This window comes from Enterobacter sp. BWH64 (assembly GCF_001037645.1).
GTDB classification, from domain to species: Bacteria; Pseudomonadota; Gammaproteobacteria; order Enterobacterales; family Enterobacteriaceae; genus Enterobacter; species Enterobacter hormaechei_C.
In genome coordinates this window covers 2,995,092-3,011,551 of record NZ_KQ089922.1, presented here as the reverse complement: position 1 = coordinate 3,011,551, position 16,460 = coordinate 2,995,092, and the positions used below count along the sequence as shown (strand labels likewise).

Genomic DNA, 16,460 nt, shown 5'->3' with positions numbered 1-16,460 from the left:
CTTCACCAGGGGCGTTTGCCCCTGGTTTTTAGCGTAATGAAGCCGCATCTGAAAAATGCGTTTCAACCAATATCTTATGCGGGGCAGGTTTACCCGCTATGCACCTGAACAACACATCGCAGCTCTCTTCGCCCAGCTTTCTGGTGGGGATATCAAAGCCGCCAGGCGCAGGGGTTAAAATGAGAGATAGCATTGGGTCGCTGTATCCTGCCATTGCGACCTGTTCCGGGATCGTCAGGTTTAGCGCATCCGCGGCACGATAAAGACTCAGCAATTTCATACTGTCTGTCGCAAAAACCGCATCGGGCGGGTTGTCTGAAGAGAGTAGCTGACAGGCCGCCTGAAGCGCGCTTTCATGGGTATATCCGCCATCAATAACCCAGTCCGGGTTAACTGCAATACCCTGCTTCTCAAGACTCGATTTATAGCCCGCCAGGCGATCGATAGAAACGTGATAATCGAGCGGGGCATGCAGGCAGGCAATTTTAGTGCGACCATGTTTGATAAATGAGTCGGTTAATATGGCGCTGTCGCGGAAATTATCCGTGTCGACAGAATAGATATTCTGGTAATTACCTTCCACTTTACCAATAACGACCACGGGCACGCCATATTCGTCCAGCGTCGCGAAAAAAGACTCGTTCGCCGGCGAGCTTAGCATGATGATCCCCTTGATCATCTTCTGCTTTATTTTACCCACGCATTTTTGCAGATCATCTTCGCTGCTTTTGGACGTTTGTAAAATAACATCAAAACCCTCTTCTTCTGCTTTTGCCGTAATGGCATGTAGTACATCAGAGAAAAACGGATTGCCTGCGGTGGTTTTGGTTGAACGGGTCGAAATAACCATAATGGCGTCGAAGCCAGAAGAGGTGAGTGCGCGGGCAAGTTTATTCGGTTGATAATTTAATTCTTCTATCGCCTTCAACACCTTTTCGCGCGCTTCAGGAGAAATATTCGTTTGTTTATTCAGAACGCGCGACACGGTTGATTTCGAAACGCCAGCAACGCGGGCAATATCATAGATGGTGGGTGACATACACCTTACTCACTCCAGACGGACAGCAATTGCGCCCATCTTACTGGAGAGAAAACGGCAATAGCAATAATTAAGAATTGATAATCAACGATCTGCCCCAATTTACTGTATTCTGAAGTGACTTTTTTCAGGGTTCCAGGCAATGAAGGACAGCGATGAAGCGACTTAAAAACGAATTCAATTCTCTGGTGAACCGTGGCGTTGATCGCCATCTGCGTCTTGCCGTGACGGGGCTGAGCCGCAGCGGTAAGACAGCATTCATTACGGCGATGGTCAATCAGCTGTTGAACCTGCATGCAGGGGCGCGCCTGCCACTGCTTAGCGCAGTGCGCGAGGAGCGGTTGCTTGGGGTGAAACGCGTACCGCAACGTGATTTTGGCATACCCCGTTTCACCTATGATGAAGGTCTGGCGCAGTTATATGGGGAGCCTCCCGCCTGGCCCACCCCGACGCGTGGCGTGAGCGAAATCCGTCTTGCGCTTCGTTTCCGCTCGAATGAATCCCTGATGCGTCACTTCAAAGAAACGTCCACGCTCTATCTCGAAATTGTGGATTACCCGGGAGAATGGCTGCTCGATTTACCGATGCTGGCGCAGGATTACCTGAGCTGGTCCCGACAGATGACCGGTCTGTTGCAGGGGCAGCGGGCAGAGTGGTCGACCAAATGGCGCCAGCTTTGCGAAGGACTGGATCCGCTGGCACCGGCGGATGAAAACCGTCTGGCCGTCATAGCCGAAGCCTGGACGGATTACCTGCATCAGTGCAAGCAGGAGGGGTTGCATTTTATTCAGCCGGGCCGCTTTGTTCTGCCGGGTGATTTAGCCGGTGCTCCCGCGCTACAGTTTTTCCCGTGGCCGGACGTTGACAGCATCGGTGAATCGAAACTGGCGCAGGCGGACAAGACCACCAACGCCGGTATGCTCCGCGAGCGATACAATTATTACTGTGAGAAGGTGGTTAAGGGCTTTTATAAAAATCACTTTTTACGCTTTGACCGCCAGATCGTACTGGTGGACTGCCTGCAACCGCTCAACAGCGGGCCGCAGGCGTTCAATGATATGCGGCTGGCGCTGACGCAGCTGATGCAAAGCTTTCATTATGGCCAGCGTACGCTGTTTCGCCGTTTGTTCTCGCCGGTCATCGACAAGCTGCTGTTTGCCGCCACAAAAGCTGACCATGTGACGGTCGATCAGCACGCCAACATGGTATCCCTGCTGCAACAGCTGGTGCAGGATGCCTGGCAGAATGCGGCCTTCGAAGGGATCAGCATGGACTGTCTGGGGCTGGCGTCCGTACAGGCAACGCAGAGTGGGTTGATTGACCTGAATGGCGAGAAAATTCCGGCCCTGCGGGGCAACCGTCTCAGCGACGGTGAGCCGCTCACGGTCTATCCGGGGGAAGTTCCGGCGCGTCTGCCGGGCCAGGCTTTCTGGCAAAGCCAGGGTTTTCAGTTCGAAGCCTTCCGTCCGCAGAGTATGAACGTTGACCAGCCATTGCCGCATATCCGTCTGGATGCCGCGCTGGAGTTTTTAATTGGAGATAAATTGCGATGACGGAACCGTTAAAACCACGCATTGATTTTACCGGCCAGCTTGAGCAGACCCCGCATGAGGCGTTTAAAACGGCGCAAACCTTCAGCGGGCCGCAGGCCGACAACTTTGCTCCCGTGCTGGCAGACGAGCCGTTGGCTGAAGAGGGGCAGGCGGAAGCGGTGGTTGATGCGGCACTGCGCCCGAAACGCAGCCTGTGGCGCAAGATGGTGACCGCCGGGTTAGCCCTTTTTGGTGTGAGCGTAATCGGCCAGGGCGTGCAGTGGGGCGTCAATGCCTGGCAAACGCAGGACTGGGTGGCGCTGGGGGGATGCGCCGCCGGGGCGTTGATTGTTGGTGCGGGCGTTGGCTCAGTCGTCACCGAGTGGCGTCGCCTATGGCGTTTGCGTCAGCGTGCCCACGAACGCGATGAAGCGCGGGATCTGCTGCACAGTCACGGCACAGGAAAAGGGCGTGCTTTTTGTGAAAAGCTTGCGGCTCAGGCCGGGATTGATCACTCTCACCCGGCGCTTCAGCGCTGGTATGCGGCGATCCACGAAACCCAGAATGACCAGGAAGTGGTCACGCTCTATGCCCACATTGTTCAGCCGGTGCTGGATGCGCAGGCTCGTCGTGAGATCAGCCGCTCGGCGGCGGAATCTACCCTGATGATCGCCGTCAGTCCGCTGGCGATGGTGGACATGGCCTTTATCGCCTGGCGCAACCTGCGCCTGATCAACCGCATCGCCAGACTGTATGGCATCGAGCTTGGCTATTACAGCCGGCTGCGCCTGTTCAAACTGGTATTGCTGAATATCGCCTTCGCCGGGGCAAGCGAACTGGTACGGGAGGTCGGGATGGACTGGATGTCGCAGGATCTTGCGGCGCGTCTCTCTGCCCGGGCGGCGCAGGGGATTGGTGCCGGTCTGCTGACGGCACGCCTGGGCATCAAAGCGATGGAGGTTTGTCGTCCACTCCCCTGGATCGATGGCGATAAGCCGCGGCTGGGGGATTTCCGTCGCGAATTGATTGGCCAGCTTAAAGAGACGCTCAATAAAAAACCTGCTCAGTGAGGTTTTGTTTACTAATCGTGCGGGCTGTCAATATTTGTTGACAGCCACCTTCCCGAATACCGTGATCTGACATATCATTTTACTGTTATTGGCTTAAACGGTGAATTTCCCATGCGTCTGGAAGTCTTTTGTGAGGACCGTCTCGGTCTGACCCGCGAGTTACTCGATCTTCTTGTTTTACGTAGCATTGATTTACGTGGCATAGAGATCGACCCTGTCGGGCGAATTTACCTCAATTTTGCCGAAATTGAATTTAATACCTTCAGTAGCCTGATGGCGGAAATCCGCCGTATCGCTGGCGTTACGGATGTACGCACCATCCCCTGGATGCCGTCCGAGCGGGAACATCTTGCGCTGAGCGCGCTGCTGGAAGCAATGCCGGAGCCGTTTCTCTCTCTCGATCTGAAAAATAAAGTCGAGCGCGTTAACCAGGCCAGCTGCCAGCTGTTTGCGCAGACTCAGGAAAAACTTATCGGGCACCACGCCACGCAACTGATCACCGGTTTTAATTTCCAGCGCTGGCTGGACAGCAACCCGCAAAATACCCATAGCGAGCATGTCGTTATCAACGGACAGAATTTCCTGATGGAGATCACGCCGGTCTACCTGAAAGGGGAAAATGCCGCGCGGGTGCTGACCGGCGCAGTGATCATGTTGCGCTCCACGGTGCGCATGGGGCGTCAGTTACAGAACCTTTCCAGCCAGGACGTCTGCGCATTCAGCCAGATTATTGCGGTGAGCCCGAAGATGCGTCATGTAATCGACCAGGCGCGCAAGCTGGCAAATCTTACGGCGCCGCTGCTGATTACCGGGGATACCGGTACGGGGAAAGATCTGCTGGCGCATGCTGTGCACATGGCCAGCCCGCGTGCGGCAAAACCGTATCTGGCGCTGAACTGCGCCTCTATTCCTGAAGATGCGGTGGAAAGTGAGCTGTTCGGGCATGCGCCGGAAGGTAAAAAAGGCTTCTTTGAACAGGCGAATGGCGGCTCGGTGCTGCTGGACGAGATTGGCGAAATGTCGCCACGCATGCAGGCGAAACTGCTTCGTTTTCTCAATGACGGCACGTTTCGCCGCGTGGGGGAAGATCATGAAGTACACGTGGATGTGCGCGTCATCTGCGCCACCCAGAAAAACCTGGTGGAGCTGGTGCAGAAAGGGGTATTCCGCGAAGATCTCTACTATCGTCTCAACGTTCTGACGCTCAATATTCCGCCGCTGCGCGATTGCCCGCAGGACATCATGCCGTTGACAGAACTGTTCGTGGCCCGTTTTGCCGACGAGCAGGGCGTGCCGCGTCCGAAGCTCTCTGCCGACCTGGGCACCGTGCTGACGCGTTACGGCTGGCCGGGCAATATTCGTCAGCTTAAAAATGCGGTCTATCGCGCATTAACTCAGCTTGAAGGGTATGAACTGCGCCCTCAGGATATTCTGTTGCCGGATTACGATGCCGGGACGGTCTCGGTAGGCGAAGAGGCAATGGAAGGCTCGCTGGATGACATCACCAGCCGTTTCGAGCGTTCGGTGTTAACGCAGCTTTATCGCAGCTATCCGAGCACGCGCAAGCTGGCTAAACGTCTTGGGGTGTCTCATACCGCGATTGCGAATAAGCTGCGCGAGTATGGGTTAAATCAGAAGAAGGGTGACGAATAAATAAAAAAGCCTCTTTGCAGAGGCTTTTTTACGTTTAGGCTTTAAGCGCCTCAAGTGCAGCGGTGTAATCCGGTTCGGTAGTGATTTCGTTAACCAGCTCACTGAAAACAACGTTGTCGTTTTCGTCGATCACCAGCACCGCACGAGCAGCCAGACCTTTCAGCGCGCCTTCGGAGATGGCAACACCGTATTTTTCCAGGAAATCCGGGCTGCGCAGAGTGGAAAGGGTGATGACGTTGCTCAGGCCTTCAGCGCCGCAGAAGCGGGACTGGGCAAACGGCAGGTCAGCAGAAATGCACAGCACTACGGTGTTGTTCATTTCGGTCGCCAGCTGGTTGAATTTACGCACTGATGCAGCGCAAACGCCAGTATCGATGCTTGGGAAAATGTTCAGGACTTTACGTTTGCCAGCAAACTGGCTCAGCGTGACGTCAGACAGATCTTTAGCCACCAGAGTAAAAGGCTGTGCTTTGCTGCCAGACTGTGGGATGGAACCTGCAACAGCAACCGGGTTGCCCTGGAAATGAACGAGTTGTGACATAGATATCTTCCTGTTTACAAATAGTTAACGTCGTGGCTAGTGTATGTCATCCGCAGTTAGCACGGCAAACCAATTTTCTGCCTTTCCGGCCTGCAAGGAGTCAGTGATGAGAAGCGTTAAGGTCTATGAAGAAGCCTGGCCATTGCACACCCCGTTTGTGATCTCGCGTGGCAGCCGTAATGAGGCCTGTGTGGTCGTGGTTGAATGTGAAGAGGACGGCGTAAAAGGCGTCGGGGAATGTACCCCTTATCCTCGCTACGGAGAAAGCCTGGCGTCAGTCATGGCGCAAATTATGACGGTGGTGCCCGAGTTGCAGGCGGGTCTGACGCGCGAGGCTCTTCAGCTTCGGTTGCCGGCCGGCGCGGCACGCAACGCGATTGACTGCGCACTCTGGAGTCTGGAAGCGGCGAAACAACAAAAACCGCTGCCTGCGCTGCTGGACGTTACGCTGCCGCAATCGATCGTCACCGCGCAAACGGTGGTCATCGGTGAACCAGAGCAAATGGCCGCCAGCGCTCAGGCGTTGTATGCCACCGGTGCAACATTATTAAAGGTGAAGCTCGACGATCGTCTGATTAGCGAACGCATGGTCGCCATTCGTGCGGCGGTGCCTGATGCCACTCTTATCGTCGATGCGAACGAATCATGGCATAGCGAAGGGCTGGCAGCCCGTTGTCAGCTGCTTGCCGATCTGGGCGTTGCCATGCTGGAGCAACCCCTCCCGGCAGAAGACGATGCCGCCCTGGCGAATTTTATTCATCCGCTTCCCGTCTGTGCAGATGAAAGCTGTCATACCCGTGAGAGCCTGTCAGCTCTCAAGGGACGCTACGAGATGGTGAACATTAAGCTGGATAAAACAGGTGGATTAACCGAGGCCCTGGCACTGGCACAAGATGCGCAGGCGCAAGGCTTTGCTCTGATGCTGGGCTGCATGTTGTGCACGTCCAGAGCGATCGGCGCTGCGCTCCCGCTGGTGAACAGCGTGCGTTTTGCCGATCTGGACGGCCCAACCTGGCTGGCGGTTGACGTATCACCCGCCCTGAATTTTACCTCCGGCGTACTTCATCTTTGAGGCTGCCAGCGCAGGAGATCTGTCATCGCCCGCAGGTATTTTTCGCTCGCTTCATCCGAGGAGATGGGCGGAAACTCTGCGGTGATACAGTGAAGGCTGAGGTCTGCGCACCAGCTGCCAAACGACCCGGGTGTTTCATAGCCAACGCTGCTCACCAGAGGTAGAGCAAACGCATCCGCCAGCCACTGCCCGAGCGCCGTATTACGAGGATCTTCAATACAGGCGAGGGGATCGTGGAAAGAGACAACCCAGGCCGGGTGGATCTTATGAATAAGCTGGCACAATGCCTGAGTCTCCGGTTCGGAACCGGGTTTGTCTCCCGTGAGCAGGACAACATCTCGCTCCTGCGCCGAACTGTTCCAGCGATACACCGTTTCACCGGCGCGCCAGTTTGCCGCCGGGAAGTTCCTGTTCAGGTCAACGCCGCGTGCATTCGCCCGTAATCCAAGCTGACAACCGTCCGGATTGACGGTCAAAATCACATGATGACGTCGTAAATCGGGGGCCAGCGTACGTAGCGCGCACGAGAGCGTCACGACAGACGAGTTTTCATCGCCATGCGTGCCCGCAATGATTAAGCCGCTATTGCGATCGGCCTCGGGTGCCGGAAACCAGATCAGCGGCGCGCCTAAAAACGAGCGTCCATAATGTTCAGTCCCGGGCGGGAAGGCGCCGCGTTCCGTTCTTGGTCGGGTAGTTGCCATAGTAAACCCTGATGATAAAGTCACTTCTGGCAGTGTTGTGCAAAAGCCGCGCTTAATCAAATAGTTTCCGTGTGTGTGGAAAATTGCCTGACATCAACTTTCCGGAGGAAGCATTTGCATTTCTCCGTTTCGAAACAAATAATTACGCATCTGCCTGTTACCTGACATCATTAAGGGGATCGTATGAAGCATCCTGTTTCGCTTCTTTGTACTGCGCTGTGGCTGTGCGGGCTTTCTTCACTTTCATATGCCGCGGAGGTTCCCGAAGGAACGGTTCTGGCGCAAAAGCAGGAGCTGGTTCGACATATTAAAGATGAGCCCGCTTCGCTCGATCCGGCAAAAGCGGTGGGGTTGCCCGAGATACAGGTGATCCGCGACCTCTATGAAGGGCTGGTAAATCAGAACGAAAAAGGGGAGTTAGTTCCCGGCGTGGCGACGCGCTGGCAGAGCAATGACAACCGCGTCTGGACGTTCACGTTGCGGGATAACGCTAAGTGGTCTGACGGAACCCCGGTGACGGCACAAGATTTTGTCTATAGCTGGCGTCGTCTGGTTGATCCTAAAACAACGTCACCTTTCGCCTGGTTTGCGGCGCTGGCGGGCATTAACAATGCCCAGGCCATTATCGACGGCAAAGCTGCTCCGGATACCCTCGGCGTGACGGCGGTGGATGCTAAAACGTTGCGCGTGCAGCTGGACAAACCGCTGCCCTGGTTCAGCAATCTGACGGCTAACTTCGCGTTTTATCCTGTTCAAAAGGCCAATGTGGAAAGCGGTAAGGAATGGACGCGCCCTGGCGCGCTCATTGGCAACGGTGCGTATGTGCTGAAAGATCGCGTGGTGAATGAAAAACTGGTGGTTGAGCCAAATTCTCATTACTGGGATAACGGCAGGACGGTGCTTAAAAAAGTCACCTTTGTGCCAATCAACCAGGAGTCCTCAGCGACCAAACGCTATCTGGCGGGCGATATCGATATTACAGAATCGTTTCCGAAAAACATGTACCAGAAGCTGCTTAAAGATATTCCGGGTCAGGTATATACACCGCCACAGCTTGGGACCTATTACTACGCGTTTAACACGCAAAAAGGCCCAACCGCGGATGCCCGCGTACGTCTCGCGCTCAGCATGACTATCGACAGACGTATTATGGCGGAGAAAGTCCTGGGGACCGGTGAGAAACCGGCCTGGCATTTTACTCCCGATGTCACTGCGGGTTTTACGCCGGAAGCCTCGCCATTTGAGCAGATGACGCAGCAGGAGCTGAATGCGCAGGCGAAAACGTTGTTGCAGGCGGCAGGCTATGGCCCTCAGCGGCCGCTAAAATTAACGCTGCTGTACAACACGTCTGAAAACCATCAGAAAATTGCGATTGCCGTCGCATCCATGTGGAAGAAAAATCTGGGTGTTGACGTTAAGTTGCAGAATCAGGAGTGGAAAACCTACATCGACAGCCGCAATACCGGGAATTTTGACGTCATCCGTGCATCGTGGGTAGGGGACTACAATGAGCCGTCGACATTCCTGTCGCTGCTGACCTCCTCCCACAGCGGGAATATCTCACGATTCAACGATCCTGCTTACGATAAGATTATTCATCAGGCGACGCTCGAAACTACTGAAAAAGCGCGTAATGCCGACTACAACATGGCCGAGAAGATCCTCACCGAGAAAGCACCGATTGCCCCTATTTATCAGTACACCAATGGCCGTCTCATCAAGCCATGGGTTAAAGGTTATCCGATAAATAACCCAGAGGATGTTGCGTACAGCCGTACAATGTATATTGAAAAGCACTAAAAAGAGCTCAGGGCGCTACGTGATTATGGTTAACATCCATTAACCGCATAAGCGCCCGCTCTCAGGGTTGATAGTTTTACAGCCTGGTTATTTCCGAATATCCCCTTCATATCAGCCCATCACTCATTGTCATGATGAATATCTTCAGAGAGATTCTTCCTCCCGTTTATCGAAAAACGCGTAGTCATTTATTCGCCATTCCTGTAGCAGTGTAGTCATTACTGTTTTTAAGATTAAATTTGTCCGATACAGGATTTTTTCATATTCAGGCCATTTATTGAATTAAAACCTTATTTCTCTGCACTGTTACGGGACGCGTTAATAAATGCATTGATGTAAATCAATTATTCAACCTCATGGAACAATAAGTTCAATATTTCCAATCAAAGCAGTCATTTCTGCCAAATTAATGTGAATAAATAGTTAATTTTTACTGTGTATCATGTATCTATGGCATTTATGAGTACAATTATTTAGTGGAATATTCTTAAGAAAAGTCTAATGGTAGATCTTTGATCTGGGAAGTTGATTTTAAATGGGCTTTTGCTCTAATATGGTTTTGTAAAGAAACGTCACTCACTTAACATTTATTTCTTTTAAAGAAAGGGACTGCTATGGCCGATTCATTCCAGAATGAGGTGCCCAAGGCACGCATAAACTTAAAGCTGGCTCTGCATACAGGTGGCGCGCAGAAGAAAATCGAACTGCCGCTTAAACTCCTCACCGTCGGTGATTTCAGTAATGGAAAAGAGAATCGCCCATTATCGGAAAGGGAGAAAATTAACGTCAATAAAAATAACTTCAACAGCGTACTTTCGGAATTTAACCCGGAAGTGAATCTGACGGTTCCTAACACAATGGCCGGGGATGGTTCGGAAGAAAGCATAAAACTGAATTTCTCCGATATTAAGGATTTCGAACCTGAACAGGTTGCCCGCCAGATCCCCCAGCTCCGCGCCATGCTGGCCATGCGTAATTTATTACGCGACCTCAAATCCAATCTCCTTGATAACGCCACTTTCAGAAAAGAACTCGAGAAAATTCTTAAAGACCCGGCGCTGTCTCAGGAATTACGCGACGAAATGAGTGCACTGGCCCCGAAATAAGCGGCATGTGTAATTTAATGGATTAACCGGGAATATGCTGATGTCTGTGAATACTGAAACCGCCTCCGCGCAGGGGCAGACCACCGTACTGGAAAAAGAGGGCGTCTACGCCTCCCTGTTTGAAAAAATCAACCTGACCCCGGCCTCCAGCCTGGGGGATATCAATGCGTTTCTGGATGACGCCGCGCTTTCTGACGCTCCGGCGGGTGAACGCCTGACGGCGGCGATGCAGGTGTTTATGGACTGCATCCGCAAATCCGGTCAGCCGGTGGAGAAGCTCGACAAAACGCTGATTGACCACCATATCGCTGAGCTGGATTTCCAGATCAGCCGTCAGCTGGATGCCGTAATGCATCACCAGGAGTTCCAGAAGGTGGAGTCCCTGTGGCGCGGCCTGAAGCAGCTGGTGGACAGCACCGACTACCGCCAGAACGTGAAAACCGAAATTCTGGATGTGTCGAAAGAAGATCTGCGTCAGGACTTTGAAGACGCGCCGGAACTTATCCAGAGCGGCCTCTACTGGCACACCTATACCGCCGAATACGACACCCCGGGCGGAGAGCCGATTGGTTCCGTGATTTCATCCTATGAATTTGACGCCAGCCCGCAGGATGTGGCGCTGCTGCGCAACATCTCTAAAGTGTCAGCTGCCGCACATATGCCGTTTATTGGCTCTGTCGGGCCGAAATTCTTCCTGAAAGACTCCATGGAAGAGGTGGCTGCAATTAAGGATATCGGCAACTACTTCGACCGCGCGGAATACATCAAGTGGAAATCCTTCCGCGACACCGACGACGCCCGCTACATCGGCCTCGTGATGCCGCGCGTGCTGGGGCGTCTGCCGTATGGCCCGGACACCGTACCTGTACGCAGCTTTAACTACGTTGAGCAGGTGAAAGGCCCGGATCACGAGAAATACCTGTGGACCAGCGCGTCGTTCTCCTTCGCGTCAAACATGGTGAAGAGCTTCATCAATAACGGCTGGTGCGTGCAGATCCGTGGCCCGCAGGCGGGCGGGGCGGTGAAAGACCTGCCTATTCATCTGTACGATCTGGGTACCGGCAACCAGGTGAAAATCCCGTCTGAGGTGATGATCCCGGAGACCCGCGAGTTTGAGTTTGCCAACCTCGGCTTTATCCCGCTCTCGTATTACAAAAACCGCGACTATGCCTGCTTCTTCTCGGCGAACTCCGCGCAGAAACCGGCGCTGTATGACACCGCAGATGCCACGGCCAACAGCCGCATCAACGCCCGTCTGCCGTATATCTTCCTGCTGTCGCGTATTGCGCACTACCTGAAGCTCATCCAGCGCGAGAACATTGGCACCACCAAGGACCGCCGTCTGCTGGAGCTGGAGCTGAATACCTGGGTGCGTAGTCTGGTGACGGAAATGACCGATCCGGGCGATGAGTTGCAGGCTTCTCATCCGCTGCGTGACGCGAAGGTGGTGGTGGAAGATATCGAAGACAACCCGGGTTTCTTCCGCGTGAAGCTGTTTGCGGTGCCGCACTTCCAGGTGGAAGGCATGGATGTGAACCTGTCTCTGGTGAGCCAGATGCCGAAAGCGAAAGCGTAACGTAAGGCAGGAAGCATGAAAACGGAACAACCGTTATGGGGCAGGGGCCAGATGGTCTCTCCCCAGCACTTCCAGCAACAGGCCGCCTATGCGGCCTGGTCTGCGGAATGTATCGCCCGACTGGGTCTCTCCCATCCCTGGGGGGTGATTAATGCCACTTTCGAACCGGATGTACTGAAGTTGGGCCGTCTACAGGCCCGTCATCTGCACCTCCGGTTCCCTGACGGGACATTAATCGATACGGATAATGCTGACGACCTGCCACCGGTGCTGGCGCTTGAGAGTGAAACACAGGACGTGGTGGTGGTTCTGGCTCTTCCGCTGCTGCGCGCGAATGGTGGCAACTGCCTTAAGCCCGATGAGGTGGCCGCGCGTCCTGTTCGCTATCGCCAGCGCTGGCGGGATGTCCGCAACCTTTTTGGCGATGATACCCGCCAGATTGCAGTGATGCGGCCAGAGCTGACGTTGCGATTTGCCCATCAGAACAACAGCGATTACCTGACCTGTCCGGTTGCCCGCCTGCAACAAGATTCGCAGGGGAACTGGGCACTTGATGAGACATACCTTCCGCCGCTGCTGGCGTTGCTGGGCAGCCGCTGGCTGATGACCCAGCTGGGGCAACTGTTGACGCAACTGCGCGCCCGTCTGGGCCGCCTGATGGACATGCGCCGGGAAAGTAATGAGCGCATGGCGGATTTTGCCGTAGCCGATGTTTCATTGTTCTGGTTGCTCAATGCCCTGAACAGTGCTGAGCCCGTGCTGGGTCAGTTTCAGCGCCACCCGCAAAGCCCGCCTGAGCGTCTCTATCCGGAGCTGGCAAGGCTTGCAGGCAGCCTGTTGACATTCTCGCTGGAGCATCAGGTCAGTGCGATCCCGGCATGGCAGCATGAGCAGCTGAATAACGTCTTCCCGCCGCTGTTTGATTTACTTGGCGATCTTCTGGAAGCCAGCCTGCCATCGCGGGTGGTGGCAATTGAGCTTGAGCATGATGACCGGCTTCACTTCTGGCAGGCCCGTCTGCATGATCCACGTCTGCGCGAAGGCGCTGATTATTACCTCTCCGTGCGTTCACCGATGCCGGTGGCACAATTGCAGGAGCAGTTCCCGCGTCAGTGCAAGGTCGGCAGTCCCGATCATGTCAGGAGTATCGTCAATTCATCGCGGGTGGGCGTCCCTCTGATGCCGCTGCGCCATGTGCCGGCAGCCATTCCACTACGTCTGGAAAATCAGTATTTCAGCCTTGATGTCTCTCATCCTCTGGCCATCGAAATGTTCCAGAGCGGCACCTGTATGTTTTACGTTCCGGGAATGCTCGCCGAGCCTGAACTTGAACTCTTTGCGGTACTGAGAACATGAATGATCGTAAACGCGCTACTGCCGCGTTCATTGATATTGATGCCCTGTTACAGGACACCTGGCTACAGGTGATCAGTCTGCGTCACGGCCCGACATTCCAGGACGGGGAAGGTCGTACGCTTTGGGAGCGCTGCATTGATGATGTCGGGCGTGTGCAGCGAGAACTGAAAGCGAGCGAACTCGATGAAGCCAGCTGCCAGCATATCCTTACGGCACAGTGTGCGCTGCTTGATGAGGCGGTCAAAGGTCGCGGTGTAGAGGATGACGCCTGTATACAGTGGTATGACATTCCCTTACAGGGATACTTTCTTGGCACCATGGACGCCGGTGACACGTTATGCGATCGGATGCGTGATGTGCTGCGTGAACCGGCTCCTGACCACGCCGTTGTGACCTGCTTCCAGCGAGTCATGATGCTCGGATTCCTCGGCAACTTCCGCTCCCTGAACGATCCTGAGCGGCAGAAACTCATGAATGCACTGAATGAATATGTTGCGCCGTTCAGCTATTCACAACCCCATCCCGTTCTGGCGGAAAGCCATGCCGGACGGGGGATAGGGGGGTGGCTGGCATCATGGCCTATGCGCATTGGCCTGAGTGTGGTGGTGGTCACCGCATTATGGTGGGGACTGGATTGCTGGCTGGATCAGACACTGCTTACCCTGCTGCCGGGAGCCGTGAAATGAGCCCTGCACAACAGCGCGGGCTTGCGCTCTGGGCTGCCCTGCTGAGTGCAGTGGTCTGCCTGTGGTTTCTGCCAGCATCCCGTCTGGTTTCCATTCTCGTCCTGCTGGCGGTACTGGGACTCATCATAGCGTTCTGGGCTGTCGCCTGCCGTCGCGTGCAGCACGATTTCACCCTGTGTCTGGATGACCTGCCTGAAGCCAATTATTGTCAGCCCGTGGTACTGGTCTGTGGCGATCTGCCGCTTGCCTGGCCGCATCAGTCACCTGTGCTTACTGTCACGCAGGGCTGCTGGATCCGTGTGGAGGATCATCTGGAACTGGAGCAGGCCGCCCGTCAGGTACTGTGGTTGCGCCCCGACTGGGGACGTCAGCTGTCAGTGATGGTCAGTGTTTGTCCGCAGCAGCACCCTGACAGTGAGCGCCTTACCAGTCGTTTGCTTGCCCTGCGCTGGCATATTAGCCGGTTGCGTAAAGCAACCGGCCATTCTGTGCCACTGGTTCTGAATGGACAGGTCGGCAGTGCGATGATGAATGACATGCTCTGGCAGACGGCGATCCTGGGGGAAGGGGTAAAGGTCTGGAGTGGGACTTCAGCGCCTGGCTCAGTTGCTGAATGGGTTAATACTGGCGGAACGCCTGCGATGCAGCAACAGGTGCTGATGAACAGCCTGATGAGCTGGTTCCAACAGCACGTCCAGGCTGTCCTTATGGATGAAAACCCCGATATTCCTGTCATTGAACCTGTTGCGGTTCTGTGGGGATTGGGCCCGATCCTGGCCGGAAGCATGGCCACCTCTGTCTGGACAGCGTGGTTGTCCCGCCATACTGCGATGCAGCAGGTGTCTGGCTGGCAGCCGGCGGGAACGGACAGTACGGTTATTTCCCTGTTCCCGAATTTTGTCCTCCCTTTACTGCCAGAAGGACGAGGCCTGACACCGCATGGTCGAACCTGGCGCGGTGCGCTCGGAATCTTCACGCTGGCGACCATTGCTGCGCTACTCAGCAGTGGCTGGAATAATCGCCAGCTGTTGCAACGCGTGAGCTTCGATATTGCACGCTATGAACGTATACCGATGAATGACTTCGGGCCGAAAGCTGACGCCGTTGCCGTGCTGCGCGAGGATGCGGCATTGCTGGACGACCATGCACGTAACGGTGTACCGGCCCGGCTGAGTCTGGGTCTGTATCAGGGCGGACGTCTGCGTATGCCAGTGCTGAATGCGATTCGCTCTTATGTGCCTCCGCCTCCGCCGCCTGAACCGGAACTCAAACCGGCACCGAAAATTGTCCGCCTCGACAGCATGTCGCTGTTCGATACCGGAAAGTGGGCGCTTAAACCCGCCTCAACAAAGCTGCTGGTGAACTCGCTTGTGGGGATCAAGGCGAAGCCCGGCTGGCTGATTGTGGTCGCGGGCCATACCGACAGCACCGGGGATGACCAGTCCAACCAGGTGCTGTCGCTTAAGCGTGCGGAGTCGGTGCGCGACTGGATGCGGGATACCGGCGATGTGCCGGAGAGCTGTTTTGCGGTGCAGGGCTATGGTGAAAGCCGTCCTGTCGCCACCAACGACACGGCGGAAGGCCGGGCGCTGAACCGCCGTGTCGAAATCAGTCTGGTACCGCAGGCGAATGCCTGTCAGGCGCCGGGCACGACCCATGCGTCATCTCAGGATGATGGCGCTGATAACAATGTAACGGAGTAATTAACATGGCAATTCCAGTCTATCTGTGGCTGAAGGACGACGGCGGCGCGGACATCAAAGGGTCCGTGGACGTTCAGGATCGTGAAGGCAGTATCGAAGTGGTGGCCCAGGAGCACAACCTGTACATCCCGACCGATAACAATACCGGCAAGCTGACCGGCACCCGTATCCACACCCCGTTCCTGTTCACCAAGTAAATCGACTCCTCCAGCCCGTACCTGTACAAGGCGGTGACGACCGGCCAGACCCTGAAATCTGCTGAGTTCAAATGGTACAGAATCAATGACGCAGGCCAGGAAGTGGAGTACTTCAACACGAAGCTTGAGAACGTGAAGCTGGTGAAAGTGAATCCGAAGATGCATGACATCAAGGATCCTGCTTTCGAGAAGCACAACCACCTCGAGCAGATTGAACTGCGCTACGAAAAAATCACCTGGACCTACAAGGACGGCAACATCATTCATTCCGATTCCTGGAACGAACGCGCCACTGCGTAAGTCCCCGAGCAGACGGTCAGCCGTCTGCTTTTTTTGCTGAGCGCCTGCACTGACGGGTGGTCAGCAAAGAAAAACACAATCTGCCTGCCCGACCTGATGCGCTTTGGGTTCCTGAATAACAGGGA

13 protein-coding genes and 1 pseudogene are annotated in these 16,460 nt (G+C 54.9%); 11 read left to right on the top strand and 3 right to left on the bottom strand.

What is annotated here, in order from left to right; all coding sequences use genetic code 11:
• Positions 1–28: 28 nt before the first annotated feature.
• Positions 29–1,039: a LacI family DNA-binding transcriptional regulator gene (locus SK50_RS14335; protein ID WP_017693340.1), complete on the bottom strand. Its 1,011-nt coding sequence runs from the start codon at positions 1,037–1,039 to the stop codon at positions 29–31.
• Between the two features lie 155 nt (positions 1,040–1,194).
• On the opposite strand from SK50_RS14335, the gene SK50_RS14330 reads away from it, so the two are divergent.
• The 3 genes from SK50_RS14330 to tyrR all read left to right on the top strand — a co-directional run bounded on the left by SK50_RS14330 (position 1,195) and on the right by tyrR (position 5,294).
• The gene (locus SK50_RS14330) at positions 1,195–2,592 is read left to right on the top strand and encodes a YcjX family GTP-binding protein (RefSeq protein WP_017382231.1); all 1,398 of its coding nucleotides are present in this window, start codon (positions 1,195–1,197) and stop codon (positions 2,590–2,592) included.
• Positions 2,589–3,641 (top strand): YcjF family protein, encoded by a 1,053-nt coding sequence (locus SK50_RS14325; protein ID WP_017693341.1) that lies wholly within the window; start codon positions 2,589–2,591, stop codon positions 3,639–3,641. Before SK50_RS14330 ends, SK50_RS14325 begins: the two co-directional genes overlap by 4 nt.
• 111 nt (positions 3,642–3,752) lie before the next feature.
• Complete coding sequence (tyrR, locus tag SK50_RS14320; protein WP_045142579.1) at positions 3,753–5,294, top strand: transcriptional regulator TyrR; 1,542 nt, start codon at positions 3,753–3,755, stop codon at positions 5,292–5,294.
• A gap of 34 nt (positions 5,295–5,328) precedes the next feature.
• Here tyrR and tpx read toward each other — a convergent pair whose 3' ends face one another.
• Positions 5,329–5,835, bottom strand: a complete 507-nt coding sequence (gene tpx / locus SK50_RS14315) for a thiol peroxidase (protein WP_015570410.1) — start codon at positions 5,833–5,835, stop codon at positions 5,329–5,331.
• Positions 5,836–5,941: 106 nt separating this feature from the next.
• Between tpx and ycjG the strand changes: the two genes are divergently transcribed.
• The gene (gene ycjG, locus SK50_RS14310; protein WP_017693343.1) at positions 5,942–6,907 is read left to right on the top strand and encodes an L-Ala-D/L-Glu epimerase; all 966 of its coding nucleotides are present in this window, start codon (positions 5,942–5,944) and stop codon (positions 6,905–6,907) included.
• On the opposite strand, the gene mpaA is transcribed toward ycjG, so the two are convergent.
• Complete coding sequence (gene mpaA, locus SK50_RS14305) at positions 6,898–7,611, bottom strand: murein tripeptide amidase MpaA (RefSeq protein WP_017382234.1); 714 nt, start codon at positions 7,609–7,611, stop codon at positions 6,898–6,900. The genes ycjG and mpaA overlap by 10 nt on opposite strands.
• Positions 7,612–7,794: 183 nt before the next feature.
• On the opposite strand from mpaA, the gene SK50_RS14300 reads away from it, so the two are divergent.
• The 7 genes and pseudogenes from SK50_RS14300 (at position 7,795) to hcp (ending at position 16,335) form a co-directional block, all read left to right on the top strand.
• Positions 7,795–9,411, top strand: a complete 1,617-nt coding sequence (locus tag SK50_RS14300) for a peptide ABC transporter substrate-binding protein (RefSeq protein ID WP_017693344.1) — start codon at positions 7,795–7,797, stop codon at positions 9,409–9,411.
• A 614-nt stretch (positions 9,412–10,025) separates the two neighbouring features.
• Entirely contained in the window at positions 10,026–10,517 is a 492-nt protein-coding gene (gene tssB / locus SK50_RS14295; RefSeq protein WP_003856899.1) for a type VI secretion system contractile sheath small subunit, read from the top strand.
• Between the two features lie 40 nt (positions 10,518–10,557).
• Positions 10,558–12,093: a type VI secretion system contractile sheath large subunit gene (gene tssC / locus SK50_RS14290; protein WP_023324775.1), complete on the top strand. Its 1,536-nt coding sequence runs from the start codon at positions 10,558–10,560 to the stop codon at positions 12,091–12,093.
• Positions 12,094–12,108: 15 nt separating this feature from the next.
• Positions 12,109–13,449, top strand: a complete 1,341-nt coding sequence (gene tssK, locus SK50_RS14285) for a type VI secretion system baseplate subunit TssK (RefSeq protein ID WP_017693345.1) — start codon at positions 12,109–12,111, stop codon at positions 13,447–13,449.
• On the top strand, positions 13,446–14,135 hold the full coding sequence (gene tssL / locus SK50_RS14280) for a type VI secretion system protein TssL, short form (protein WP_015570416.1): 690 nt from the start codon (positions 13,446–13,448) through the stop codon (positions 14,133–14,135). Before tssK ends, tssL begins: the two co-directional genes overlap by 4 nt.
• Positions 14,132–15,838 (top strand): OmpA family protein, encoded by a 1,707-nt coding sequence (locus SK50_RS14275; protein ID WP_048229579.1) that lies wholly within the window; start codon positions 14,132–14,134, stop codon positions 15,836–15,838. The genes tssL and SK50_RS14275 overlap by 4 nt, the downstream gene beginning before the upstream one ends.
• 5 nt (positions 15,839–15,843) lie before the next feature.
• Positions 15,844–16,335, top strand: a pseudogene (gene hcp, locus SK50_RS14270) (type VI secretion system effector Hcp).
• The last annotated feature ends 125 nt before the right edge of the window (positions 16,336–16,460 follow it).